Source organism: Variovorax sp. MPBD4-3, from assembly GCF_058809745.1.
The window spans coordinates 1-23,720 of sequence record NZ_JBXASW010000016.1; the positions used below are offsets into that span (position 1 = coordinate 1).

Below are 23,720 nucleotides of genomic sequence, written 5' to 3' on the forward strand. Positions count from 1 at the left end.
TCACGACGGCGGGGTGCCTTGCGCAGCGAAATAAAGGAGGAGGCCGCAGGCCGGGGGACATTCGCGGAGCAAGGTACCCCGCCGGCGTGAGCAAGCCCCGAACAACAACGCTTCATTTTCAGAACTTCTCCGACCAAGGACGCAGATCGAGTTCGTGCGTCCACGCATCGCGCGGCTGCGAATGGAGCATCCAGTAGCTGTCGGCAATGTGGTCGGGGTTCAGGATGCCGTCGCTTTCCTTCAGCGCATAGCGCTCGGGGAAGTTGCTGCGGATGAACTCGGTGTCGATGGCGCCGTCGACCACCACGTGCGCCACGTGAATGCCCTGCGGACCCAGTTCGCGCGCCATCGACTGGGCCAGCGCGCGCAGCGCCATCTTGGCGCCCGAGAACGCGCCGAAGTTCGCCGCGCCGCGCAGCGACGCCGTCGCGCCGGTGAAGATGATCGTGCCGCGGTGCCCACCCTTGGGCATCTCGCGCGCCACCATCCGCTTGGCCACCTCGCGCCCGTTGAGGAAGCCCGAGAAGCAGGCCATCTCCCACACCTTGAAGTACTTGCGCGCAGTCTCGCTGAGGATGCTCTCGGGCACGTTGGCGCCGATGTTGAACACCATCACCTCGATCGGCCCGACGGTCGATTCGATCTGCTCGACGAGCGCGACCACTTCTTCCTCCTTGCGCGCATCGCAGGCAAAGGCATGGGCGCGGCCGCCGTCGGCCTCGATCTGCGCGACCAGCGGCTGCAGCTTGTCGAGGCTGCGCCGGGTGACGCAGGTGGCGAAACCCTCGCGTGCGAAGCGGCGTGCGATGGCACCGCCGGTGGCGTCGCCGGCGCCGACGATGAGCGCGGCTTTCTGCAATGCGGCCATGTTTCTTTATTCCTTGTAGTAGACGATCTGGTTGGAGGTGGCCAGCAGCACGCCCTTCTCGCTCCACAGATGCGCCGTCTGGTCGAAGAAACCGTTGAAGAACTGCTGCCCCGCCGCACGGCCGAGCAGGTAGCCCGTGCCGACCTCTGCCAGTTGCGCCGGGCCGGCGTGGAAGTAGGTGGTGATCGACACCGTGCCCGCCGGCACGTGCCTCGCCCGGCGCAGCCACACGCGCGGATAGAACACGTCGCTCATCGCGGCGAGCGAGGCGAAGTCGAGCGGGCGCGGTTGGGCGTCGCGCAGCCAGATGCGGGTTTCGCTGTGTTGCAGGCTGCCGTCCCACTTCGCGGGAATGCCGCCGCTGAAGGGGCGCATCTCGTACTGGTCGATCCACGCCACGCCCGATGGGCCGATGCTCATGCGGTCGACGGTCTCGGGCCGCGGCGCCTCGGGCATCGGCATGTCGCCCTCGCCCCAGGTGTCGCGGCGCGCGGCCGTCACCACGGTGGCGGTGGTCGTCATGTTGGGCGCGCCGCCGGGGCCGGGCTGCGTGACCTGCACTGTCCAGTGCTGTGTCGAGCGGTTGGTGCGCACGGCCGTGGCCTGGATGTCGAAAGCGCCCGCCTCGAGCGCGGCGGCGTAGTTGACGGTGAGCGCGATGGGCGTGCCGAGCACGTCGGGGTGCTGCATCACCGACTGCAGCACCAGCGCCGCCGTGGTGCCGCCGAACGGCCCGACCATGTTCCAGTAGTCGGGGCTGGTGGTGCCGGTGAAGTGCCCCACGCGGATGTCGCTGTGGTGGATCCTCAGGGCTTTGTCGAAGGGGTGCGTGCTCGTCGTCATGATCGGCAGTGTGCCTCCGGTGGGTGCGCTCGCGCAGTCGTGTGCGGGACGCCCCTGGCTGCGGCGCGGCACAGCCAGGGGGTCATGCTCAGACCCGCTCGAAGATCCCGGCGGCGCCCTGCCCCATGCCCACGCACATCGTGACCATGCCGTACTTCAGGTTCTCGCGGCGCAGCGCGTGCACCACCGTGGCCGAGCGGATGGCGCCCGTCGCACCGAGCGGATGGCCCAGCGCGATGGCGCCGCCCATCGGGTTGACCTTCGACGGATCGAGCCCCAGCGTGTTGATGACGGCCAGCGACTGCGCGGCGAAGGCTTCGTTCAGCTCGAACCAGTCGATGTCCTCGTGCTTCAGGCCCGCGTAGCGTAGCGCGGCGGGAATCGCTTCGATGGGGCCGATGCCCATGATGTGCGGCGGCACGCCCTTGCTGGCAAAGCTCACGAAGCGTGCGAGCGGCGTCAGGCCGTACTGCTTCACGGCCTTTTCGCTCGCCAGGATCAGCGCACCGGCGCCGTCCGAGGTCTGCGAGCTGTTGCCGGCCGTGACAGTGCCGCGCGCGGCGAACACGGTGCGCAGCCTGGCCAGGCCTTCGATGCTGGTGTCGGGGCGCGCGCCTTCGTCGAGGCTGACGGTGCGCGTCTTCGCGATCGACTCGCCGGTCTCCAGGTCGGGCGTGCGGTCGGTCACTTCGATGGGCGTGATCTCGTCGGCGAACTTGCCGGCCTTCTGCGCGGCCAGCGCCTTCTGGTGCGAGGCGAGCGCGAACTCGTCCTGCGCCTGGCGGCTCACCTTCCACTGCTGCGCGACCTTCTCGGCGGTGAGGCCCATGCCGTAGGCGATGCCCACGTCGCCTTCGCGTTCGAAGATGGAAGGCGACAGCGAGGGCGAGTTGCCCATCATCGGCACCATGCTCATGCTCTCGACGCCGGCGGCGATCATCACGTCGGCCTCGCCCACGCGGATGCGGTCGGCGGCCATCTGCACGGCCGACAGGCCCGATGCGCAGAAGCGGTTGACGGTGATGCCGCCGACGCTGGTCGGCAGCCCGGCGAGCACCGCGCCGATGCGCGCGACGTTCAGGCCCTGCTGCGATTCGGGAATCGCGCAGCCGCAGATGATGTCTTCGATGGCCTTGGGGTCGAGGCTGGGCACGGCGGCCAATGCGGCACGCAGCGTGGTGGCCAGCAGGTCGTCGGGGCGGTAGTTGCGGAAATAGCCGCGGTGCGACTTGCCGATGGGGGTGCGGGTGGCGGAGACGATGTAGGCGTCTTGGACTTGTTTGCTGCTCATGAGGAAGCTCCTGAATTTTCTTGCTCCTTCCCCCTCCGGGGGAAGGCTGGGATGGGGGCCGGCTGCGTCAACTCGACAAGTCGGTTGGCGATGGCCTGGCGCACCCCATCGAAATTGATGAACGGTTCATTCGATGCGAAGCGCAATACATCGAAGCCTTGTTCGCGAAAAAAGGCGTCGCGTCTCGCGTCATAGACCTGCTGGGCCTGATGTTGGGAACCGTCGAGTTCGACGATCAACTTCGGGGCCAGACAAGCAAAGTCCGCGATGTAGTTGCCCAGCGGATGCTGGCGCCGGAACTTCACGCCCAGTTGCTCCGAGCGCAGTCCACCCCAGAGCTTGCGCTCGGAATCCGTCATCTCCCGGCGAAGCACTTGCGCATTCGCTCGGGCATTGGGAGTGGACTGGTTTCGCATCGTGCTTGGTTGGAGAGCCCCCATCCCGGCCTTCCCCCGGAAGGGGAAGGAGGGATGCGGAAATCAGTTGCGCACCGGCTTGCCCGTGCTCAGCATCCCCATGATCCGCTCCTGCGTCTTCGGATGCACGATCAGCGAGCAGAACGCCTTGCGTTCCAGCGCCATCACGTATTCCTCGGTCACGAGCGAGCCCGCGTCCACGTCGCCGCCGGTGACCACGTTGGCGATCAGGCTGGCGATGTGGAAGTCGTGGGCGCTGATGAAGCCGCCGTCGCGCATGTTCACGAGCTGCCCCTTGATGGTCGCGGCGCCGCTGCGGCCCGCCACGCGGAAGCTGCGGCGCAGCGGCGGGCGGTAGCCGGCGTCGGCCATGGCCTTGGCCTGCTGCAGCGCCACGTACAGCAGCTCGTCCTTGTTCGGCACGATCACGTCGCTGTCGAGCAGGTAGCCGAGCTTCTTCGAGTCGAGCGCACCCGTGCCCACCTTCGCCATCGCGGCGGCGGTGAAGCCTTCGGTCAGGAACGGCAGCAGGTCGGTGCCCGTGGAAGCCGCGGCGTTCTCGGCTGCGCGGCGGGCGATGTAGGTCAGGCCGCCGGCGCCGGGAATCAGGCCCACGCCCACCTCGACCAGGCCGATATAACTTTCCATCGCGGCCACGCGCTTCGCCGAATGCACGGCCAGCTCGCAGCCGCCGCCCAGCGCCATGCCGCGCACGGCGGAGATCACCGGCACGTTGGCATAGCGGATCTTGAGCATGACGTTCTGCAGCTCTTCCTCGGCGCCTTCGACCGCGCCGATGCCGGCGACCACGAAGGCCGGCAGCATGGCCTGCAGGTCGGCGCCGACCGAGAACACCTCGTCGGGCGACCAGATCACCAGACCCTTGTATTCGGCCTCGGCCAGCTCGACCGCAGCGCCCAGCGCCTCGGCCACGTCGGGGCTGATGGCGTGCATCTTCGAATGGATGCTGGCGATGAGCACTTCACCGTCCAGCGTCCACACGCGCACGTCGCCTTCGTCGCTGATGGTGGTGCCGGCCGTGTTGGCATCGGCGGCGTTCGCGCCGAGCACGCTCTCGGGGAACAGCTGGCGGTCATGCACCGGCAGCCTGCGCTGCGGCACGAACCTGTTCTGCGATGCGCTCCACGAGCCTTCTGGCGTATGCACGCCGCCCGCCTCGGCCACCGGGCCTTCGAACACCCACCTGGGCAGCGGTGCGCTGCTCAGCGCCTTGCCGGCGTCGATGTCTTCCTGCACCCACTTGGCGACCTGCGCCCAGCCGGCTTCCTGCCACAGCTCGAACGGGCCCTGCTTCATGCCGAAGCCCCAGCGCATGGCGAAGTCGATGTCGCGCGCGCTCTCGGCGATGTCGGCCAGGTGCACGGCGGCGTAGTGGAAGCCGTCGCGCAGGATGGCCCAGAGAAACTGCCCCTGCGGTCCTTCGCTCTCGCGCAGCAGCTTCAGGCGCTCGCCCGCAGGCTTCTTCAGCATGCGGCCGTACACCTCGTCGGCCTTGGCGCCGGCGGGCAAGTATTCGCCGCTCTTCAGGTCGAAGCGCAGGATGTCGCGGCCCACCTTCTTGAAGAAGCCGGCCTTGGTCTTCTGGCCCAGGTTGCCCAGCTCCAGCAGCTTGGCGAGCACCGGCGGCGTCGCGAAGTTGGCGTAGAAAGGGTCGGTCTCGGCGTTCAGGTTGTCCTGCAGCGTCTTCACGACATGGGCCATCGTGTCGAGGCCCACCACGTCGGCGGTGCGGAAGGTGCCGGAGCTGGCACGGCCCAGCTTCTTGCCGGTGAGGTCGTCCACCACGTCGGGCGTCAGGCCGAACTTCTCGACCTCCTTCAGCGTGGCCAGCATGCCCGCGATGCCGACGCGGTTGGCGATGAAGTTGGGCGTGTCGTGCGCGCGCACCACGCCCTTGCCCAGCGTGCTGGTGACGAAGGCTTCGAGGTCGTCGAGCACCTGCGGCTGCGTGGTGGGCGTGTTGATCAGCTCCACCAGGAACATGTAGCGCGGCGGGTTGAAGAAGTGGATGCCGCAGAAGCGCGGCTTCAGCGCTTCGGGCAGCGCCTCGCTGAGCTTGGTGATCGACAGGCCCGAGGTGTTCGAGGCCAGGATCGAATGCTTGGCGACGTGCGGCGCGATCTTCCTGTAGAGGTCGAGCTTCCAGTCCATGCGCTCTGCAATGGCCTCGATGACGAGGTCGCACTCGCCGAGCTTGGCCAGGTCGTCTTCGTAGTTGGCCTGCTCGATCAGCACGGCGTCGGCCACGTCGCCGAGCGGCGCGGGCTTGAGCTTCTTGAGGTTGTCGATGGCGCGCGTGACGATGCCGTTCTTCGGGCCTTCTTTTGCGGCCAGATCGAACAGGACAACAGGCACGCGTACGTTGACGAGGTGGGCCGCAATCTGCGCGCCCATCACGCCGGCGCCGAGCACGGCGACCTTCTTCACTTGAAATCGGGACATAACTGGGCTTCGAAGTTTTGATTCGGTTCGGGGAACACCGCGGAACCGGCTTTGCCGGGCCGCTGGTGTTGCCCCCTTGAGGGGGAGGCTGCTACACGAAGTGAGCAGCTACGGGGGTGGGTCAAGGAACACGGTTCCAGGTTTGGGTGCGCCAGAAGGGGCCCAGGTAGCCGCGCACTTCGAGCTTCTTGCCGCCCTCGATGGGCGTGAAGCTCGCGCGGTATTCCTTGCCGTTCTCGGGGTCGAGGATCTTTCCGCCTTCCCAGACGTCCTTGCCCTCGGCCTTCTTGCCGCCGCGGATGATGTCGAGGCCGACCATGGGCTTGTCCTTGCGGTCGTCGCTGCATTCGCTGCAGACCGCGCCGGGCTTGGCGTCCTTGCCCAGCGCTTTCTCGATGCGCCCCGACAGGCCGCCGCCGGTCTCGGCGATGCTGATCTCGGCCTTGACCTCGCCCGTCTTGTCGTCCACGTTGCGCCACAGCCCCACCGGCGTGCTCTGGGCCATGGCCGAAGAAGCGGCGGTGGCGGCGAACAGGAGGGCTGCGAGTGTTGTCTTCATGATCGGCGAGTCCTGGAAGTTGAGGAAAGACGAGACGGTACTACCGCTCAGGCCAGTGCTGCGTCCGTGTCCATCAGCACCTTGCTGCCGGCACGCGCGGTGCGCATCAGCGTCGCGGTCTCGGGGAACAGCTTGGCGAAGTAGAAGCGCGCGGTCTGCAGCTTGGCGACGTAGAACGGGTCGGTGTTGCCGGCCGCGATCTCGCGCAGCGCGACCTGCGCCATGCGGGCGAACAGGTAGCCGAACACGAAGTGGCCGGCCACGCGCAGGTAGTCCACCGCGGCGGCGCCCACTTCGTCGGGGTTCTGGAAGCCCTTGAAGCCGATCTCGGTGGTGAATTTGGTGAGCTGGTCGCCCAGGCCCGCGATCGGGTTGATGAACTCGGCCATCTTCTCGTTCACGCCTTCTTCTTCCACCAGCTTGCCCACGAGCTTGCCGAACTTCTTGAGCGAAGCGCCGTTGTTGCCCAGCACCTTGCGGCCCAGCAGGTCCAGCGACTGGATGGTGTTGGTGCCTTCATAGATCATGTTGATGCGGTTGTCCCGCACGAACTGCTCCATGCCCCATTCCTTGATGAAGCCGTGGCCGCCGAACACCTGCATGCAGGCGTTGGTCGAGATGTGGCCGTTGTCGGTGATGAAGGCCTTGACGATGGGCGTGAGCAGCGCGACCAGCTCGCCAGAGTCCTTGCGCACCTTCTCGTCGGGATGGTTGTGTTCCTTGTCGAGCAGCAGCGTGCAGAAGATCTGCAGCGCGCGGCCGCCTTCGGCGTAAGCCTTGGCCGTGAGCAGCATCTTGCGCACGTCGGGGTGCACGATGATGGGGTCGGCTTCCTTGTCCTTGGCCTTCACGCCCGACAGCGAGCGCATCTGGAGGCGGTCCTTGGCGTAGGCCAGTGCGTTCTGGTAGGCCACCTCGGTCAGGCCGAGCGACTGGTTGCCCACGCCCAGGCGGGCGGCGTTCATCATCACGAACATCGCAGCCAGGCCCTTGTTGGGCTCGCCCACCAGCGTGCCGGTGGCGCCTTCGATCACGATCTGCGCGGTGGCATTGCCGTGGATGCCCATCTTGTGCTCGAGGCCGGCGCAGAAGATCGGGTTGCGCTCGCCGAGCGAGCCGTCGGCCTTGACCTTGAACTTCGGCACCACGAACAGGCTGATGCCCTTGCTGCCCTTTGGCGCGTCGGGCAGGCGGGCCAGCACCAGGTGGATGATGTTGTCCGTCATGTCGTGCTCGCCGGCCGAGATGAAGATCTTGCTGCCGGTGATGCGGTAGGTGCCGTCGGCCTGCGGTTCGGCCTTGGTGCGCAGCAGGCCGAGGTCGGTGCCGCAATGGGGTTCGGTCAGGCACATGGTGCCGGTCCACTCGCCGCTCGTGAGCTTGGGCAGGTAGGTCTTCTTCTGCTCTTCGGTGCCGTGCGCGACCAGCGCCTCGTACGCGCCGTGCGAAAGGCCGGGGTACATGGTCCAGGCCTGGTTGGCGCTGTTGAGCATCTCGAACAGGCACTGGTTCACCACGAACGGCAGGCCCTGGCCGCCGAACGCCGGGTCGCACGACAGCGCGGGCCAGCCGCCTTCGACGTACTTGGCGTAGGCGTCCTTGAAGCCCTTGGGCGTCTTGACTTCGTGCGTGGCCTTGTCGAGCGTGCAGCCCTCTTCGTCGCCGCTGATGTTGAGCGGGAAGGTCACTTCGGCGGCGAACTTGCCGGCCTCTTCGATCACCGCGTTGATGGTGTCGGCATCGGTCTCGGCGTGGGCCGGAAGCGCCTTGAGCTCCTCGGCGACGTTGAGCACTTCGTGCAGCACGAACTGCATGTCACGCACGGGCGGGTTGTAGGTAGGCATCCGGGACTCTCCTGGTCGAAGCTAGATAGAAAAAAGAAAAGGGAAAACGAAAAGGGAACGAGCCGCGCGCCCGGGTCAGCGCACGGTCTTGAGGCGGCGGCCCGCCGGCGCGGCGGCCGCATCGGGCTTGGGCGCATCGGGCGTGGCGGCGCGCGCGAGGATGTTGTCGAAACCGACATTGGCGCGGCCGATGGAGCCGGGCACCTGCAGGAAGCGCGCTTCGTAGTGCAGCGCGAGGATCAGGCCGTGGATCTCGAACGCCAGCTGGCGCTCGTCGGCGTCGGCGCGCAGATGGCCTTCGCTCTGCGACTGCACGATGGCGCGCAGCACGGCCGCCTGCCAGATGCTGACCGACTCGACCAGCGCGTCGCGCACCGGGCCCGGGCGGTCGTCGAATTCGGAAGCGCCGCTGATGTAGATGCAGCCCGAGTCGATCTCGGTCGAGGTGCGCTTCATCCAGTTGGCGAACATGGCGCGCAGGCGGGGCAGGCCGCGCGGCGCCTGCAGCGCGGGGAAGAACACTTCCTGCTCGAAGCGCGCGTGGTATTCGCGCACCACCGAGATCTGCAGTTCCTCGCGCGAGCCGAAGTGGGCGAAGACGCCCGACTTGCTCATCTTGGTAATTTCAGCCACCGCGCCGATCGACAGGCCCTCCAGGCCGATCTGCGCGGCCAGCGCCAGCGCTGCGTCGACGATGACGGCCTTGGTCTGCTGGCCCTTCTGGGCAGCACGGGCGGGCTTGGCGGGGGCGGCTGAAGCGGACATCGTGGAACTCCCGAATAAAACGAACGGTCGTTCTATTTTGCAGGGACTTCGCACTTTGGTCCGCCAAAGACCTTCAGCGAGAGAAGGTTAATTGATGCGCGAGAGGGCCGCAATCGGGCCCTCCCCGCATATAGCCTTTCAGAACTCCTGCGACACCGGCCGCAGCACCACTTCGTTGATGTCCACGTTCGCAGGCTGCTCCACCGCATAGACGACCGCGCGCGCCACCGAATCCGCCGGGATCTGGTTGGCGTCGTAGAACGCCTTCACGCCGGCGGCGCTCTCGGCGTCGCTGCTGCCGAACTTCAGTTCCGAGTCCACCGCGCCGGGCGAAACGACGGTCACGCGCACGCCACTGTTGCCCATTTCCACGCGCAGCCCTTCCGAGATGGCGCGCACCGCGTACTTGGTTGCGCTGTAGACGGTGCCGATGGGCGTGAACACCTTCAGCCCCGCGATCGACGCGATGTTGACGATATGCCCGCTGCCCTGCGCCTGCATGCGCGGCAGCACGGCGGCAATGCCGTACAGCACGCCCTTGATGTTGACGTCGATGGTGCGGTCCCACTCGTCGACCTTGAGCTTCTCCATGGGCGACAGCGGCATCACGCCCGCGTTGTTCACCAGCACGTCGATGCGGCCGAAGGCCTCCACCGTGGCGGCCGCAAGCTTGTCGAGGTCGGCGCGCCTGGCCACGTCGGTGGCCACCGCGATGGCCTCGCCGCCGGCTTCGCGGATTTCGGCGACGACCTTCTCGAGCCGGTCGGTGCGGCGGGCGGCGAGCACCACCTTGGCGCCACGCGCGGCCAGGTGGCGCGCGGTCGATTCGCCGAGCCCGCTGCTCGCGCCGGTGACGATGGCGACCTTGCCCTTGATGTTGTCTTGAACGGATGTCATGGCTGCTTTCCTTTGCTGGGGTGTTGAAGAGATGCCCTGAGTGTGGAAAATCCGCCTGTTCCCGTAAATGAAACTCTGGCGACTTCAAAATTCCTGAAAAAGGAACACTCCAGCTCCCATGTCCAATCGCCTCGAAGCCCTGCGCGTTTTCTGCGCCGCCGCCGATGCCGCCAACTTCCGCGACGCGGCCGTGCGCCTGTCGGTGTCGCCGCAGGTGGTGACGCGCGCCGTTCGCGAGCTCGAAGACCAGCTCGGCGAGCCCCTCTTCCATCGCAGCACGCGCGGCGTGCAGCTCACCGACTTCGGCCGGCAGCTCGCCGAGCGTGCGCGCGTGGCGGTGGGCGGCGTGGACGAGCTGTTCCACCGCACCGACCGTCGCGCGCTCTCGCAGCACGAGGGCACGGTGCGGGTCACGGCGCCGGGCATCTTCGGCCGGCGGCTGATTCCGCAGGCGCTGGCGCCGATGCTCGCCGCGCACCCCGGCCTGGTGCTGGACCTGCGCGTGTCGGAAGAGCATGCCGACGTGGTCGACCAGCAGATCGACATCGGCGTGCGCGTCGGGCCGTTGCGCGACGCGCGTTTCGTGGCGCGGCCGGTGGGCAAGATGGCGCTGCACGTGGTGGCCGCGCCATCGCTCATCGCACGCACCGGCGTGCCGAAGAAGATAGACGCGCTCGCGGGCCTGCCGCTTACAGCGCTGATCGACCGCATGTCGGGCAGGCCTTGGCCGATGCTCTTCAGCAAGGGCCGGCAACTGGCGGTGACATCGCCCGCCTTCGTCACCGACGACTTCGATGCCGAAGGCGCGGCAGTGCTCGCCGGCCTGGGCTTCGCGCAGCTGATCGGCTCGCTGGCGGAGCCCTGGCTGAAATCGGGCGCGCTGGTGCCGGTGCTGGAAGCCGACGCGCCGGAGCCGTGGCCTGTCTACGTGTACCGGCCGCAGCGCGCGCCGGTGCCGGCGCGCGTGCGGCTGGTCTACGACGAACTGGTCCGCGTGCTGCGCTGAACGCTCAAAGCTTGAACGGGACCACTTCCTGGCGCTGCTCGCCCAGGCCTTCGATGCCCAGCGTCATCACGTCGCCCTTCTTCAGGAACAGCGGCGGCTTCATGCCCATGCCAACGCCGGGCGGCGTGCCGGTGGTGATGACGTCGCCGGGCATCAGCGTCATGAACTGGCTCACGTAGCTCACGATCTTGGCCACGCTGAAGATCATGGTCCTGGTGCTGCCGGTCTGCACGCGCTGGCCGTTCAGGTCGAGCCACATCGAGAGCTTCTGCGGATTCTCGATTTCGTCGCGCGTCACCAGCCAGGGGCCGATGGGGCCGAAGGTGTCGCAGCCCTTGCCCTTGTCCCAGGTACCGCCGCGCTCGATCTGGTATTCGCGTTCGCTGATGTCGTTGATGGTGCAGTAGCCGGCCACGTAGTCGAGGGCGCTCTTCTGCGACACGTAGCGCGCGCGCGTGCCGATGACCACGCCGAGCTCGACTTCCCAGTCGGACTTGACCGAGCCCTTGGGCAGCATCACCGGGTCGTTCGGGCCCTGGATGCAGCTGTTGGCCTTGGTGAACACCACGGGCTCCTTGGGCACCGGCAGGCCGGATTCGGCCGCGTGGTCCGCATAGTTCAGGCCGATGGCGATGAACTTGCCGACGTTGGCCACCGGTGCGCCGAAGCGCGGCTTGCCCTTGACCAGCGGCAGCTTGTCGACCTTCTGCTTGCGCAGCCTGGCAATGGCGGCATCGCCCAGTTGCTCGGGGCCGATGTCCTTGACGACGGCGCTCAGGTCGCGCAGCTTGCCGTCGCTGTCGATGAGGCCGGGCTTTTCCTTGCCGGGGTTGCCATAGCGGACGAGTTTCATGCTTTCCTTTCAGTGCATTGAATTGATCAGTACGTGGAGCGGCCACCGGAGAGGTCGAAGACCGCGCCGGTGGAGAACGAGCAATCTTCGGTGCAGAGCCAGCCGACCATCGCGGCCACCTCTTCCACCGTGCCGAAGCGGCCCATGGGAATCTTCGAGAGCATGAAGGCGATGTGCTCGGGCGTCATCTGGTCGAAGATGGCCGTCTTCACCGCCGCGGGCGTCACGCAGTTCACGCGGATGCCGGTGTCGGCCAGTTCCTTGCCGAGCGACTTGGTCAGGCCGATGACGGCCGCCTTGCTCGCGCTGTAGGCGCTGGCGTTGGGGTTGCCGTCCTTGCCGGCCACCGAGGCGATGTTGACGATGCGGCCGTAGCCCCGGTCGCCCTGCTTGCGCATCTGCGCGACCACCTCGCGGCAGCACAGGAACACGCCGGTGATGTTGACGTCCATCACCTGGCGCCAGTCGTCCACCGGGTAGTCCCACAGCTTGGCGTTGGGCCCGGTGATGCCGGCGCTGTTGACCAGCGCATCGATGTGCGGCACCTGCGCCAGCGTGGCCGCCACGGCCTTGGCGACCGACGGCTGCTGCGACACGTCGACCTTCAGCGCGAAGGCCTTGCCGCCGAGCGACTCGGCCGCCCTTTGCACCGCCTCTTCGTCGCGGTCCCACAGCGTGACGCTGCCGCCCGAGGCCAGCAGCCGCTGCGCGATGCCGAAGCCCAGGCCCGTGGCGCCGCCGGTGACGACCGCGTGGCGGCCCGAGAAATCGAGCTGGTTCATGTCGTGATGCCGATGGCTCCTCGTGTCTTCGGGTTAGGCCCGATGATGGCCCGGGCGGTGTATCGTATTCTGAATTGGCCTTACCACTTGGCCAATTCAGGACAACCCTTAACCCACATCGCCGACCTCGTGCCCCTCCAGACCCTCGAACCCCAGCGCCTCTACCGCCAGATTGCAGACCAGCTCCGCGGCCTGATCGCCGAGGGCGAGTTCGACGTCGGCGCGCGCATTCCCGCCGAACGCGACCTCGCCAAGCAGCTGGGCGTGAGCCGACCTTCGGTGCGCGAGGCGCTGATCGCGCTGGAGGTGGAAGGCTGGGTCGAGATAAGAACCGGCTCGGGCGTGTACGTGCTGGACCGCTCGCACCGCACCGGCGCCCCCACGGCCGGCACCGAGTGGGGGCCGCTCGAGATCATCCGCGCGCGCCGCATGGTGGAAGGCGAGACCGCCGCCACCGCCGCGCAGCACGGCAAGCGCAAGGACGTGGAGGCCATGCGCCGCGCGATCCGCATGATGCGCGAGACGGCCGCGCGCAACGAGGTGCCGCACGAAGGCGACCGCGCCTTCCACCTGGCCATCGTCAACGCCTGCGACAACGTGGTGCTGACCGAGACGGTGCAAGGCTTCTGGGAATCGCGCCACGGGCCGATCTTCGCGCGCATGATCGATTACTTCGAGACCATGGAATCGTGGCAGGCCGCCATCGGCGAGCACGAAGCCATCGTCGATGCCATCGCGGCACGCGACGCGGCAGCCGCGCGCGACGCGATGCACCAGCACATGGACAAGTTCCACCAGAGATTCAGCGCGAGCTGGCGCCGCGCGAAGGCCTCCTGACAACAAACAAGCGCCGGCAGACACCCCACCATGACCCCCTACATCCGACTCCACCCCGCCGACGACGTCGTCATCGCGCGCTCCCAACTGCTCGGCGGCACCACGGTCGAGAACGTGGCCGTGCGCGGCCTCATTCCGCCGGGCCACAAGATCGCGATGCGCGACATCGCGCAGGGCGAACCGGTGCGCCGCTACAACCAGATCATCGGCTTCGCGAGCCGCCCCATCGGCGCGGGCGAGCATGTGCACACGCAGAACCTGGACATGGGCCCGGACAAGGGCGACTTCGAACGCGACTACGCCTTCGGTGCCGACGTGAAGCCCGCCCCCGCGAAGCGCGAAGCCACCTTCATGGGCATCAGGCGCGCCGACGGCCGCGTGGCCACGCGCAACTACATCGGCGTGCTGACCAGCGTGAACTGCTCGGCCACGGCCGCGCGCGCCATTGCAGACCACTTCTCGCGCAAGACCAATCCGCAGGCGCTGGCTGCGTTCCCGAACGTGGACGGCGTGGTCGCGCTCACGCACGGCACCGGCTGCGGCATGGACACGCAGGGCATGGGCATGCAGATCCTGGAGCGCACGCTCACGGGCTATGCCACGCACCCGAACTTCGCGGGCGTGCTGGTGGTCGGCCTCGGCTGCGAGGCCAACCAGATCAACGCCTGGCTCGCGACCGGCCACCTGGCCGAGGGCGAGAACTTCCGCACCTTCAACATCCAGGACACGGGCGGCACGCGCAAGACGGTCGTGAAAGGCGTGGCGCTCATCGAGGAGATGCTGCCGCGCGCCAACGCGGTGAAGCGCGAGCCCTGCAGCGCGGCGCACATCACCATCGGGCTGCAGTGCGGCGGCTCCGACGGCTATTCGGGCATCAGCGCCAACCCGGCGCTGGGCGCGGCGGTCGACCTGCTGGTGGCGCATGGCGGCACGGCCATCCTGAGCGAGACGCCCGAGGTGTACGGCGCGGAGCACCTGCTCACGCGCCGCGCGGTGAAGCGCGAGGTCGGCCAGAAGCTGGTGGACCGCATCAAGTGGTGGGAGCACTACACCGAGATCAACCAGGGCGAGATGAACAACAACCCCTCGCCCGGCAACAAGGCGGGCGGGCTCACCACCATCCTCGAGAAGTCGCTGGGCGCGGTCGCCAAGGGCGGCACCAGCAACCTCGAGGCGGTGTACGAATACGCGGAGCCCGTCACCGCGCACGGCTTCGTCTACATGGACACGCCGGGCTACGACCCGGTGAGCGCCACGGGCCAGGTGGCCGGCGGCGCCAACCTCATCTGCTTCACCACGGGGCGCGGCTCGGCCTATGGCTGCGCGCCCTCGCCCTCGCTCAAGCTGGCCACCAACTCGGCGCTGTGGCAGCGGCAGGAAGAAGACATGGACATCAACTGCGGCGAGATCGTCGACGGCACCGCGTCCATCCAGGAGATGGGCCAGCGCATCTTCGAGCTGGTGCTGGCCACCGCATCGGGCGCGCACTCCAAGAGCGAGCAGCACGGCTACGGGCAGAACGAGTTCGTTCCGTGGCAGGTCGGCGCGGTGATGTAGGCCCCCACAAGCACAAGGAGCAGCATGGCCACCCTTCCCTTCGGCTTTCTCGAGGGCACCGGCTTCGAGCACCTGGACCCGCGCTTCAAGCCGCGCATTCCCGGCCCCGAGCGCCTGCAGCGCCTGTGGACAGGCGCGCGCTGGTGCGAAGGCCCTGCGTGGTTCGCCGCGCACCGCACGCTGGTGTGGTCGGACATTCCGAACAACCGCATGCTGCGCTACGACGAGGTCAACGGCACGGTCGGCGTGTTCCGCGAGCCGGCCAACAACACCAACGGCCACACGGTCGACCGCGAAGGCCGGCTCGTGAGCTGCGAGCACCTCACGCGGCGCGTGACGCGCACCGAGCATGACGGCTCCATCACCGTGCTGGCGTCTCACTGGCAGGGCAAGCGCCTCAATTCACCCAACGACGTGGTGGTGCATTCGGACGGCGGCGTGTGGTTCACCGACCCGAGCTACGGCATCCTCTCCGACTACGAAGGGCTGAAGGCCGACAGCGAGATCGGCGCCTGCCACGTCTACCGCATCGACCCCGCCAGCGGCGAAGTGCGGCGCATGGCCGACGACTTCGTGAAGCCCAACGGGCTGGCGTTCTCGCCAGACGAATCGCTGCTGTACATCGCCGACACCGGCGCGAGCCATGCGGCGGACGGGCCGCGCCACATCCGCCGCTTCAGGGTGGGCGCCGACGGCCGCAGCCTGAGCGGCGGCGAGGTGTTCGCCGAATGCACCAACGGCCTGTTCGACGGTTTCCGGCTCGACACCGAAGGCCGCATCTGGACCAGCGCCGCCGACGGCGTGCACGCCTACGACCCCGACGGCACGCTGCTGGGCAAGATCCTCGTGCCCGAGCGCGTGGCCAACGTGTGCTTCGGCGGCCCCAAGCGCAACCGGCTGTTCGTCTGCGCCACCACCTCCCTCTATGCCATCACGCTGAACGCGAAAGGAATCTGATCCATGTCCAGAACATTGCCGGCCGACCACCTGCAGGCCACCGTTGCCAGCATCCTGCAGGCGGCGGGCAGCGCGCCCGCGGAGGCGCAGCAGGTGGCCGCGAACCTCGTGCTCGCCAACCTGAGCGGCCACGACTCGCACGGCGTGGGCATGCTGCCGCGCTACATCGACGCAGTGGCCGAGGGCGGCCTGAAGCCGAACACGGCCGTGAAGATCAACCTCGACATCGGCACGCTGATGGGCCTGGACGGCCAGCACGGCTACGGGCAGGTCGTGGGCGTGCAGGCAATGGAGCTGGGCATCGCGCGGGCCAAGCAGCACGGCAGCTGCATCTTCACGCTCTCGCATGCGCACCACCTGGGGCGCATCGGGCACTTCGCGGAAATGGCGACGGCGCAGGGTCTGGTGTCGATGCACTTCGTCAACGTGCTGTCGCGCCCGGTGGTCGCGCCCTGGGGCGGCGGCGACGGGCGCTTCGGCACCAACCCGTGCTGCATCGGCGTGCCGCTGGCGGGCGCCGAGCCCTTCGTGCTCGACTACGCCACCAGCCGGGTGGCGCAGGGCAAGATGCGCGTGGCCCACAACAAGGGTGAGCGCGTGCCCGATGGTTATTTGATCGACGAGAACGGCGCGCCCACCAACGACCCCGGCGTGGTCGTGGTGCCGCAGGGCAACGGCCTGTTCGGCGCGCTCATGACCTTCGGCGAGCACAAGGGCTACGGCATGGCCGTGGCCTGCGAACTGCTGGGCGGCGCGCTCACGGGCGGCGGCACCTGGCACCGGCAGGCGGACACGGCGCGCACCGTGCTCAACGGCATGCTCACGGTGCTGATCGACCCCGAGAAGCTGGGCACGCAGAAGTCCTTCGACGAAGAAGCGCGCGAGTTTGTCGACTGGCTGCGCCGCAGCCCGCCGGGACAGGGCTTCGACGGAGTGCAACTGGCCGGCGAGCCGGAGCGCAAGGCGCGCGCGGCGCGGCGCAAGGACGGGATCTGGGTGGACGACGCGACGTGGGGGGAAATCGTCGCGGCGGGAGCGAAGGTGGGCGTGGCCGTGGCGGCCTGATTCGCCGCACGCCGCGCAGGAAGCCCGTCAGACGATCAGCGCGATCGTGGCTTCCAGGTGCTCCGACGGTGCGCGCCGGAAGCCCGAACGCGCAAAGCGCTGCAGCTGCCCCACCACGAAGGCGGTGAGCGCGGCGGCGCGCACCTGGGCATCGACGCTCGGCGTGGCCGAACCGTCGGCGCTGGCGGCGCCGCGCAGCACCTGGCGCAGCGTGGCTTCGATCTTGTCGAAGAACTGGTTCATGCGCTGCTGCAGGCGTTCGTTTTCGAACACCAGCGCGTCGCCCACCATCACGCGCGTCATGCCGGGGTTGCGCTCGGCGAACTGCACGAGCAGCGTGAGAATGCGGCCGGCCTGCTGGGCGCCGGTGGCGCCCTCGCGCTCGAGGATCTGGTTGACGAGCGTGAAGACGCTCTGCTCGATGAAATCGATCAGGCCCTCGAACATCTGGGCCTTGCTCGCGAAGTGGCGGTACAGCGCGGCCTCGCTCACCTCGAGGCGCGCGGCCAGCGCGGCAGTGGTGACCCGCTCGGCACCCGGCTGCTCCAGCATGGAAGCAAGCGCCTGCAGGATCTGCACGCGCCGCTCGCCCGGCTTCGGGCGCTTGCGCGCCGGCGGGGTGAGCGTTTCAGCAGGGGTCTCTACGCCGGAAGCACTGGTCGTCTCTTCGTTCTGCATGGGAGCGCGTGCAAAGATGTAAACAATTGATTCTCGCACAGCGCAGTGAGCACGCGCCCACCCGGCGCATTCGGGGCTCAGCGGGCGCGGATCATCGTCCCGTAGGCCTGGTCGGTCAGGATCTCGAGCAGCATCGCGTGCGGCACCCGGCCGTCGATGATGTGCACCGCGTTCACGCCGCTCTTGGCCGCGTCGAGCGCGCCTTCGATCTTGGGCAGCATGCCGCCGGAGATGGTGCCGTCGGCGAACAGGTCGTCAATTTCGCGCGCGCTCAGGTTGGTGAGCAGCTTGCCGTCCTTGTCGAGCACGCCGGGCGTGTTGGTCAGCAGCATGAGCTTCTCGGCCTTGAGCACGGTGGCCAGCTTGCCGGCGACGACGTCGGCGTTGATGTTGTAGCTCTCGTTGTCCTCGCCGAAGCCGATCGGGCTGACCACGGGAATGAAGGCGTCGTCCTGCAGCGCCTTGACCACGCTGGGGTCGATGGAGACGATGTCGCCCACCTGGCCCACGTCGTGCTGCAGGTTGGGGTCGGCACGGTCGGCCAGCTTGAGCTTCTGCGCGCGGATCAGGCCGCCGTCGCGCCCGGTCAGGCCCACGGCCTTGCCGCCGGCCTGGTTGATGAGGCCCACGATGTCCTGCTGCACCTCGCCCGCGAGCACCCACTCGACGACTTCCATGGTCTCGGCGTCGGTCACGCGCATGCCCTGGATGAAGCTGCCCTTCTTGCCGAGCTTGTTGAGCGCCGCCTCGATCTGCGGGCCGCCGCCGTGCACCACCACCGGGTTCATGCCGACCAGCTTGAGCAGCACCACGTCTTCCGCGAAGTCGGCCTGCAGGGCCGGGTCGGTCATGGCGTTGCCGCCGTACTTGATGACGATGGTCTTGCCGTGGAACTTGCGGATGTACGGCAGCGCCTGGGCCAGGATCTCGGCCTTGTCGCGCGGGGGAATGTTGAGGACGGGGTCGGTCATGGGCGGTCAGGCTCCAAAGCGGTGGACGATAAGGTGAAGCTCAAATTCTCGCGCAATCCTGGCGACAGCCAACTGACTGGCCGCGCGGGAAACACCGTGGAACCGGCTTTGCCGGGCCACCGGTGTTGCCCCCTGCAAGGGGGTTGGCGCAGCGACACGAAGTGCGCGGAGACTGGGGGTGTTCCCGTTCACGGCCGCAGCCAGCGCGGCACCTTGAAGCGCACGATCATCAGGTACGAGCCCACGTAGGTGGTGATGAACACCAGGCAGAAGAACATCAGCACGTAGGTGTTGTTCCAGAACAGCACCGCCGGCACCACCGACATGGCCGCAAACATCCACAGGTAGGGCGAAGTGCGGTTGTTGCGCGCCAGCAGCTGCCGGGCTTCGTCGTCCGCGAAGGCCACGCGCACGATGCGCCGGAAGATCAGCTGGTGGAAGTGCAGCGCGTCGGCCGTGCCTGGCGACTGGCCGCGCGCCAGCTTGCGGTAGATGGAGAACAGCGTCTCCCACACCGGGTAGATCAGCAGCAGCATGGGAAACCACGGCGACACCACGCGGTGACGCTGCACCAGCGTCACGCAGGCCACGGCGATCACCATGCCCCAGACGTACGCGCCGCCGTCGCCGGCGAAGATCTTGCCGCGCGGGTAGTTCCACACCAGAAAGCCGAAGGTGGCGCCGACCAGGCACACCACCATGGCCGCCAGCTGGCGGTCGCCGACCTGCAGCGCCACGTGCGAGATGGCCAGGCAGACCAGCACCGCCACGGTGCCCGCGAGCCCGTTGTAGCCGTCGATGATGTTGAAGGCGTGCGGCAGGCCGCCGATGGCGAGCGCCGCGAACAGCACCGTGGCAAAGGGAATCATCGCCAGCCAGCCGTCGACAGTCTCGAAGCCGGTGCGCGCCACGCCCAGCCCCAGCAGCCAGCACACCAGCAGCGCCGAGCCAATGGTCAACCCGAGCCGGTAGCGCACCTTCACGCGCTGGGTGACGTCTTCCACGATGCCGCCGAGCACGGCCGGCGCAATGCACAGCAGCGTGAGCATCGAGGTGGTGACCGGCCAGGACACGTTGAACGGGTCGGTGCCGGTGATGCCGGCGGCCAGCCATGCCACGCCCATGCCCAGCAGGATGCCCGCACCGCCCAGGCGCGGCACATGGCCCTTGTGGAAGCGTTGGGGCATGTCGGCGCCGTAGATCCGGGCATGCCTGCGCGCGCGGCGCATGAACACCTGGACCGAGAAGGCGGCGACGAAGAAACTGATGACGATCAGAGCAATCATGTGTGGGGGTTGGGGAACCCTAGAATTCCCGAGCGAAATTAGACCATGCCGACACCCCCCTCCCCCTTCCCCGCTTCGTTTGCCCCGATCACCATTTCAATCGTGAGCCACGGCCAGCTCGCGCTGGTGCTGCCGCTGCTCGACCAGCTGGACCGCCACAGCCGCGAATCGACAGCCAAGGTGGTGCTCACGCTGAACATTCCCGAGCCGGACTTGCTCGCGGGCCGGAACTGGGGCTTCGAGGTGGAAAGGATCGAGAACGCGAGCCCCAAGGGCTTCGGCGCCAATCACAACCAGGCGTTCGAGCACTGCGCCACGCCCTGGTTCCTGGTGCTGAACCCGGACATCCGCTTCGACCGCGACGTGCTGGCGCCGCTGCTCGCCCAGGCCGCCCCCGATGCCGGCCTGCTGACGCCGCGCATCCTGGAGCCGGGCAAGAACACGCCCGAGCCGCACCGGGCGCTGCTCACGCCCTTCGAGATCGTCGGGCGCAAGAAGCCCGGCTACGTGCGCCCGAAGGTGCCGGCGTGGATTCCCGGCCTGTTCATGCTTTTTCGCAGCGAGGCCTACCGGCAGGTGGGCGGCTTCGACGAGAAGTTCTTCATGTACGGGGAAGACTTCGACATCTGCGCGCGCACCCGGCTGGCGGGCTGGAAGCTGCAGGTGGGCGAAGACCTGACGGCCCGGCACGACGCCCAGCGCGACAGCCACCGGAGCAAGAAATACCTGTACTGGCACGTGACCAGCCTGCTGAAGGTGTGGCTGTCGGGGTCGTTCTGGCGCTACCGGCGGCTCGCGGCCAAGGCGCCGGCGCGCTGACCAGCTAGTCAGCCGCGCTCGAGCAGATCCTGCGCGATGGCATGGCCGCCCCGGCCGAAGCGGGCGTAGCGCCCGCGAGCGGCCTCGGCCAGGATCGGAACCACCCGCAGCGGGCGCGCCTTCGGCAACCCGGCCCTGAAGCGCTGGTGCGCCACCTTGGCGCGCTGCGCCTCCAGCCAGGCGGCCGGCACCCGGTCGCCAAGCTGGAGCAGGCGCTGCAGCAGCGCATCGGCGCGATGCAGCCGCGCCACGTGCTTGTCGCCGCGCTCCGCAAACGCCTTGGCGATCTTCTCGGACAGCGTGAGCCGCCGCGCGCCGATCTGGTTGCTGGCGTGCTGGCGGTAGTCGATGGTCGGCTCGGGCAGCACGTCCATGCGGCCCGTGGCCGCGGCGATGGCGGCCAGCCACTCGTCATGCACCCACTCGGGCGCGAACGGGAGCGCCGCGTCGAGCAAAGTCCTGCGGAACATGGTGGTCGCGCCCGTCACCAGGTTGCGCCGCAGCAGCACGCTGAAGGCATCGCCACGCGAAATGGCCTCCAGTTCGGCGGGCTGCACTTCGAGCGCATGGAAGAGCGTGGAGCCCAGGGGCTGCAGCTCGGCATCGACGAGACGCGCGTCCGTATGCAACAGCAGCAGGTCGGGACGGGCCTCGAATTGCGCCGCCATGCGCGCGAGGCGGCCGGGGTGCCAGACATCGTCCTGGTCGCACAGCACGATGAGTTCGTGGCTGCAGGCGCGCACGGCCTGCTCGAAATTGCGCGTCACGCCCAGCGGCGGCGTGTTGCTGAACACCCGCAGCGCGATCCGGTCCGCCACGCCGAACAGGGCGATCGTGTCGCGAACGACGGCCAGCGTGTCGTCGGACGAGCCGTCGTCGGACACGATGATCTCGCGCGGCAAGGGCTCCTGCGTGCAGATGCTGCGGATCTGCGCGGGCAGGTAGCGCGCGCCGTTGCGTGTGCAGAGGGCGACGGAGATGTCTGGCGTCATCAGGCCGGAGGCACGCGAGGGGGCCAGGCGTAGCTGAAGTCTTCGCGGGCGAGCATGAGGTTGGGGCTGTAGGCGGGGTCGTTCTGCAGGATCGAGCCCCATCGGCGCTTCATGTAGGCAACATCGTCCATATATGGGCTGCTGGCTGGCTCCCCGCCTTTTCTTTCGCGCGCGGCGGGCTTGTGATCGAGCAACTCGGCGTAGGGCGTCCAGAGGGTGCGCAAACCGACCTCCCCCAGCCGAAGGCAGAAGTCGACATCCGCAAACGCCTCCTTGAGATGGCTTCCGTCGAAACCACCCACTTCGAGATAACGGTCTTTGCGAACCACCAGGCATTCCGAAGCGACGGCCGACAGCGATTGGATCAAAGCGGCGCGGCCGCCGTAGCCTTCGCGCCCCGCGGGCATCCCACGATGCGAGCGGCCAGCCACGCCATCCACCCCAAGGCCCAGGATGATGCCGGCGTGCGTCAGGATCCGGCGCCGGTCCATCAGGCGTGCGCCCACCGCGCCGACGCCGGGCTGCAGCGCCAGGCTCACCATTTCAGACAGCCATTCCGGCGAAATGACCTCGATGCTGTCGTCGACCAGCGCGATCACCTCTCCAGCCGCGGCACTGACCGCTTCGTTCCGCAGTTCGGCAGTTCCCAGCTTCTGCGTATGCCTCATCACCCGCACATTCCGCATCTTGGCGACAGACTCGAGGCAGACCTGCGAAGCCGAATCATCCGAAGCGTTGTCGACCACGATGATCTCGTAGTGCGGGTACGCCGTCTTCGCGATGATCGACTCCACACACCGGCGCAGCGATGCAGCGGCATTTCTCGTCGGGATGACCAAGGAGACCAGCGGCGGCGTGTCCGGCAATGCGTAGCGCACCCGGTAGCCGAACCCGATGTGCTCGGCGCTCGCGCGGGTCTGAGTGCGCTCGAAATGCTCGTTGAGCGCCCGCTCGCCGGCCACCACGGCGTAGGGCTTCGCGTCCATCGACTTCGCGGTGCTCTCGGCGTGAACGCGCCAGTGATAAAGCACCCTTGGGATATGGCGGACCTGCCCAGGTTCGATGCGCTCCATGCATCGGATCACGAGATCCCAGTCCTGCGAACCTTCCAGGCCCAGCCGGAAGCCACCCACGGCGCGAACCAGATCCGTCGAAAGCACACCCAGGTGGCTGAACATGTTCTGCGACCGGAAAAGGTAGGGGTTCCAGTCGCACTTGAAGTACGGGCCGGAGCGGATCAGCGCTTCGTCGATCTTGTCCTCGTCGGAATAGATCAGCCGGACATCGGGATGGCTGGCAATGCAGTCGGCCACCCAGAACAGCGCGTCTGCCGGCAGCAGGTCGTCATGGTCCATCAACGCGATCCACGAACCAGTGACCAATTCGAGTGCGCTGTTGGACGCGGCGGAGATATGGCCATTCTTGGGCCGGAACGCCACCTTGATGCGCGGATCGCTGTCGGCGTACGACTTCAGGATCGCCCGGACCTCCTGCGACGGAGACGCATCGTCCGCGATGCACAGCTCCCAGTTCGGGTAGATCTGCTCGCGCACCGACTCGATGGCTTCGCGCAGCCAGGCCGGATTGGGGTTGTACGAAGGCATGAGCACGGAGATCAGGGGGCGCTCGGGCAGGGAGGCCACGCGCTCGGCCAGCCGGGTCCTGGCCGCAGGCGTGAGCGTATCGTGCTCTCGAACCCAACGCGCATAGTCGTTGAACCCCGTGACGCGCCGCCCGAGTTCCCACTGAATGCCTCGCCAGCCCGCCTTGCGGAACATCCGCCATGCACGCTGGAGCCGTCCCCCGACACCAGGGGTTCTCCAGAGCACGGTCAGAAAGAAGTCGAAGAGCCGGGATACAGATTTCATAGACAACCTGCCGGCAGATGCGGCAAGGAGGAACTTTTTCGTGGAATACGCGCCGTACTGGCGGCTCGAGGGAGGAGTCAGGGCTCGATGTCAGCCAGCGGGC

Annotated in this window: 22 protein-coding genes; 6 read left to right on the forward strand and 16 right to left on the reverse strand. The window is 67.6% G+C overall.

Annotation, left to right across the window (positions count from 1 at the left end):
- Positions 1 to 118: 118 nt before the first annotated feature.
- The 9 genes from AC1RVW_RS12270 to AC1RVW_RS12310 all read right to left on the reverse strand — a co-directional run bounded on the left by AC1RVW_RS12270 (position 119) and on the right by AC1RVW_RS12310 (position 9,946).
- Positions 119 to 868 (reverse strand): SDR family oxidoreductase, encoded by a 750-nt coding sequence (locus AC1RVW_RS12270; protein WP_285413524.1) that lies wholly within the window; start codon positions 866 to 868, stop codon positions 119 to 121.
- Between the two features lie 6 nt (positions 869 to 874).
- The gene (locus AC1RVW_RS12275; RefSeq protein WP_493200157.1) at positions 875 to 1,711 is read right to left on the reverse strand and encodes an acyl-CoA thioesterase; all 837 of its coding nucleotides are present in this window, start codon (positions 1,709 to 1,711) and stop codon (positions 875 to 877) included.
- Positions 1,712 to 1,799: 88 nt separating this feature from the next.
- Positions 1,800 to 3,002, reverse strand: a complete 1,203-nt coding sequence (locus AC1RVW_RS12280; protein WP_493200159.1) for an acetyl-CoA C-acyltransferase — start codon at positions 3,000 to 3,002, stop codon at positions 1,800 to 1,802.
- Entirely contained in the window at positions 2,999 to 3,418 is a 420-nt protein-coding gene (locus AC1RVW_RS12285; RefSeq protein ID WP_493200160.1) for an endonuclease domain-containing protein, read from the reverse strand. Before AC1RVW_RS12285 ends, AC1RVW_RS12280 begins: the two co-directional genes overlap by 4 nt.
- A gap of 63 nt (positions 3,419 to 3,481) precedes the next feature.
- On the reverse strand, positions 3,482 to 5,881 hold the full coding sequence (locus AC1RVW_RS12290; RefSeq protein WP_493200162.1) for a 3-hydroxyacyl-CoA dehydrogenase/enoyl-CoA hydratase family protein: 2,400 nt from the start codon (positions 5,879 to 5,881) through the stop codon (positions 3,482 to 3,484).
- Positions 5,882 to 6,002: 121 nt separating this feature from the next.
- On the reverse strand, positions 6,003 to 6,440 hold the full coding sequence (locus AC1RVW_RS12295) for a DUF2147 domain-containing protein (protein ID WP_106935793.1): 438 nt from the start codon (positions 6,438 to 6,440) through the stop codon (positions 6,003 to 6,005).
- A gap of 47 nt (positions 6,441 to 6,487) precedes the next feature.
- The gene (locus AC1RVW_RS12300) at positions 6,488 to 8,284 is read right to left on the reverse strand and encodes an acyl-CoA dehydrogenase C-terminal domain-containing protein (protein ID WP_409194839.1); all 1,797 of its coding nucleotides are present in this window, start codon (positions 8,282 to 8,284) and stop codon (positions 6,488 to 6,490) included.
- A 75-nt stretch (positions 8,285 to 8,359) separates the two neighbouring features.
- Positions 8,360 to 9,049: a TetR/AcrR family transcriptional regulator gene (locus tag AC1RVW_RS12305; protein WP_081268369.1), complete on the reverse strand. Its 690-nt coding sequence runs from the start codon at positions 9,047 to 9,049 to the stop codon at positions 8,360 to 8,362.
- A 138-nt stretch (positions 9,050 to 9,187) separates the two neighbouring features.
- Complete coding sequence (locus AC1RVW_RS12310) at positions 9,188 to 9,946, reverse strand: SDR family oxidoreductase (RefSeq protein ID WP_493200165.1); 759 nt, start codon at positions 9,944 to 9,946, stop codon at positions 9,188 to 9,190.
- 118 nt (positions 9,947 to 10,064) lie between these two features.
- Between AC1RVW_RS12310 and AC1RVW_RS12315 the strand changes: the two genes are divergently transcribed.
- The gene (locus AC1RVW_RS12315) at positions 10,065 to 10,952 is read left to right on the forward strand and encodes a LysR family transcriptional regulator (protein ID WP_285413517.1); all 888 of its coding nucleotides are present in this window, start codon (positions 10,065 to 10,067) and stop codon (positions 10,950 to 10,952) included.
- 4 nt (positions 10,953 to 10,956) lie between these two features.
- On the opposite strand, the gene AC1RVW_RS12320 is transcribed toward AC1RVW_RS12315, so the two are convergent.
- The gene (locus tag AC1RVW_RS12320; protein WP_081268366.1) at positions 10,957 to 11,805 is read right to left on the reverse strand and encodes a fumarylacetoacetate hydrolase family protein; all 849 of its coding nucleotides are present in this window, start codon (positions 11,803 to 11,805) and stop codon (positions 10,957 to 10,959) included.
- A 26-nt stretch (positions 11,806 to 11,831) separates the two neighbouring features.
- Positions 11,832 to 12,587 (reverse strand): SDR family NAD(P)-dependent oxidoreductase, encoded by a 756-nt coding sequence (locus tag AC1RVW_RS12325; RefSeq protein ID WP_106935799.1) that lies wholly within the window; start codon positions 12,585 to 12,587, stop codon positions 11,832 to 11,834.
- 129 nt (positions 12,588 to 12,716) lie between these two features.
- Here AC1RVW_RS12325 and AC1RVW_RS12330 point away from each other — a divergent pair, with 129 nt between their 5' ends.
- The 4 genes from AC1RVW_RS12330 to AC1RVW_RS12345 are packed head-to-tail and all read left to right on the forward strand — an operon-like array spanning position 12,717 to position 17,003.
- Entirely contained in the window at positions 12,717 to 13,424 is a 708-nt protein-coding gene (locus tag AC1RVW_RS12330) for a FadR/GntR family transcriptional regulator (RefSeq protein ID WP_493200167.1), read from the forward strand.
- 30 nt (positions 13,425 to 13,454) lie between these two features.
- Positions 13,455 to 14,981 carry a UxaA family hydrolase gene (locus AC1RVW_RS12335; protein WP_493200169.1) on the forward strand — a complete coding sequence of 509 codons (1,527 nt, stop codon included), beginning with the start codon at positions 13,455 to 13,457 and terminating at the stop codon, positions 14,979 to 14,981.
- 24 nt (positions 14,982 to 15,005) lie between these two features.
- The gene (locus AC1RVW_RS12340) at positions 15,006 to 15,938 is read left to right on the forward strand and encodes an SMP-30/gluconolactonase/LRE family protein (RefSeq protein ID WP_409194833.1); all 933 of its coding nucleotides are present in this window, start codon (positions 15,006 to 15,008) and stop codon (positions 15,936 to 15,938) included.
- A gap of 3 nt (positions 15,939 to 15,941) precedes the next feature.
- Positions 15,942 to 17,003, forward strand: a complete 1,062-nt coding sequence (locus tag AC1RVW_RS12345; protein WP_081268361.1) for a malate/lactate/ureidoglycolate dehydrogenase — start codon at positions 15,942 to 15,944, stop codon at positions 17,001 to 17,003.
- A 27-nt stretch (positions 17,004 to 17,030) separates the two neighbouring features.
- Here AC1RVW_RS12345 and slmA read toward each other — a convergent pair whose 3' ends face one another.
- The 3 genes from slmA to AC1RVW_RS12360 form a co-directional block, all read right to left on the reverse strand.
- Positions 17,031 to 17,681, reverse strand: coding sequence for a nucleoid occlusion factor SlmA (slmA, locus tag AC1RVW_RS12350; protein ID WP_081268360.1), 651 nt, complete (start codon positions 17,679 to 17,681; stop codon positions 17,031 to 17,033).
- 77 nt (positions 17,682 to 17,758) lie between these two features.
- Complete coding sequence (gene argB, locus AC1RVW_RS12355; RefSeq protein ID WP_081268359.1) at positions 17,759 to 18,652, reverse strand: acetylglutamate kinase; 894 nt, start codon at positions 18,650 to 18,652, stop codon at positions 17,759 to 17,761.
- A gap of 188 nt (positions 18,653 to 18,840) precedes the next feature.
- Positions 18,841 to 19,938, reverse strand: coding sequence for a glycosyltransferase family 4 protein (locus AC1RVW_RS12360; RefSeq protein ID WP_081268358.1), 1,098 nt, complete (start codon positions 19,936 to 19,938; stop codon positions 18,841 to 18,843).
- Positions 19,939 to 19,983: 45 nt separating this feature from the next.
- Between AC1RVW_RS12360 and AC1RVW_RS12365 the strand changes: the two genes are divergently transcribed.
- Positions 19,984 to 20,757 carry a glycosyltransferase family 2 protein gene (locus tag AC1RVW_RS12365; RefSeq protein ID WP_493200172.1) on the forward strand — a complete coding sequence of 258 codons (774 nt, stop codon included), beginning with the start codon at positions 19,984 to 19,986 and terminating at the stop codon, positions 20,755 to 20,757.
- Positions 20,758 to 20,765: 8 nt separating this feature from the next.
- On the opposite strand, the gene AC1RVW_RS12370 is transcribed toward AC1RVW_RS12365, so the two are convergent.
- Together AC1RVW_RS12370 and AC1RVW_RS12375 are read right to left on the reverse strand one after the other, a co-directional pair.
- Complete coding sequence (locus tag AC1RVW_RS12370; RefSeq protein ID WP_493200174.1) at positions 20,766 to 21,749, reverse strand: glycosyltransferase family 2 protein; 984 nt, start codon at positions 21,747 to 21,749, stop codon at positions 20,766 to 20,768.
- Positions 21,749 to 23,617, reverse strand: coding sequence for a glycosyltransferase family 2 protein (locus AC1RVW_RS12375; protein WP_493200176.1), 1,869 nt, complete (start codon positions 23,615 to 23,617; stop codon positions 21,749 to 21,751). Before AC1RVW_RS12375 ends, AC1RVW_RS12370 begins: the two co-directional genes overlap by 1 nt.
- Positions 23,618 to 23,720: the final 103 nt, after the last annotated feature.

Excerpts from the sequence above, each read along its gene's own strand:
- AC1RVW_RS12270 (WP_285413524.1), bottom strand. The coding sequence starts at position 868 with ATGGCCGCATTGCAGAAAGCCGCGCTCATCGTCGGCGCCGGCGACGCC.
- AC1RVW_RS12275 (WP_493200157.1), bottom strand. The coding sequence starts at position 1,711 with ATGACGACGAGCACGCACCCCTTCGACAAAGCCCTGAGGATCCACCAC.
- AC1RVW_RS12280 (WP_493200159.1), bottom strand. The coding sequence starts at position 3,002 with ATGAGCAGCAAACAAGTCCAAGACGCCTACATCGTCTCCGCCACCCGC.
- AC1RVW_RS12285 (WP_493200160.1), bottom strand. The coding sequence starts at position 3,418 with ATGCGAAACCAGTCCACTCCCAATGCCCGAGCGAATGCGCAAGTGCTT.
- AC1RVW_RS12290 (WP_493200162.1), bottom strand. The coding sequence starts at position 5,881 with ATGTCCCGATTTCAAGTGAAGAAGGTCGCCGTGCTCGGCGCCGGCGTG.
- AC1RVW_RS12295 (WP_106935793.1), bottom strand. The coding sequence starts at position 6,440 with ATGAAGACAACACTCGCAGCCCTCCTGTTCGCCGCCACCGCCGCTTCT.
- AC1RVW_RS12300 (WP_409194839.1), bottom strand. The coding sequence starts at position 8,284 with ATGCCTACCTACAACCCGCCCGTGCGTGACATGCAGTTCGTGCTGCAC.
- AC1RVW_RS12305 (WP_081268369.1), bottom strand. The coding sequence starts at position 9,049 with ATGTCCGCTTCAGCCGCCCCCGCCAAGCCCGCCCGTGCTGCCCAGAAG.
- AC1RVW_RS12310 (WP_493200165.1), bottom strand. The coding sequence starts at position 9,946 with ATGACATCCGTTCAAGACAACATCAAGGGCAAGGTCGCCATCGTCACC.
- AC1RVW_RS12315 (WP_285413517.1), top strand. The coding sequence starts at position 10,065 with ATGTCCAATCGCCTCGAAGCCCTGCGCGTTTTCTGCGCCGCCGCCGAT.
- AC1RVW_RS12320 (WP_081268366.1), bottom strand. The coding sequence starts at position 11,805 with ATGAAACTCGTCCGCTATGGCAACCCCGGCAAGGAAAAGCCCGGCCTC.
- AC1RVW_RS12325 (WP_106935799.1), bottom strand. The coding sequence starts at position 12,587 with ATGAACCAGCTCGATTTCTCGGGCCGCCACGCGGTCGTCACCGGCGGC.
- AC1RVW_RS12335 (WP_493200169.1), top strand. The coding sequence starts at position 13,455 with ATGACCCCCTACATCCGACTCCACCCCGCCGACGACGTCGTCATCGCG.
- AC1RVW_RS12340 (WP_409194833.1), top strand. The coding sequence starts at position 15,006 with ATGGCCACCCTTCCCTTCGGCTTTCTCGAGGGCACCGGCTTCGAGCAC.
- AC1RVW_RS12345 (WP_081268361.1), top strand. The coding sequence starts at position 15,942 with ATGTCCAGAACATTGCCGGCCGACCACCTGCAGGCCACCGTTGCCAGC.
- slmA (WP_081268360.1), bottom strand. The coding sequence starts at position 17,681 with ATGCAGAACGAAGAGACGACCAGTGCTTCCGGCGTAGAGACCCCTGCT.
- argB (WP_081268359.1), bottom strand. The coding sequence starts at position 18,652 with ATGACCGACCCCGTCCTCAACATTCCCCCGCGCGACAAGGCCGAGATC.
- AC1RVW_RS12360 (WP_081268358.1), bottom strand. The coding sequence starts at position 19,938 with ATGATTGCTCTGATCGTCATCAGTTTCTTCGTCGCCGCCTTCTCGGTC.
- AC1RVW_RS12365 (WP_493200172.1), top strand. The coding sequence starts at position 19,984 with ATGCCGACACCCCCCTCCCCCTTCCCCGCTTCGTTTGCCCCGATCACC.
- AC1RVW_RS12370 (WP_493200174.1), bottom strand. The coding sequence starts at position 21,749 with ATGACGCCAGACATCTCCGTCGCCCTCTGCACACGCAACGGCGCGCGC.
- AC1RVW_RS12375 (WP_493200176.1), bottom strand. The coding sequence starts at position 23,617 with ATGAAATCTGTATCCCGGCTCTTCGACTTCTTTCTGACCGTGCTCTGG.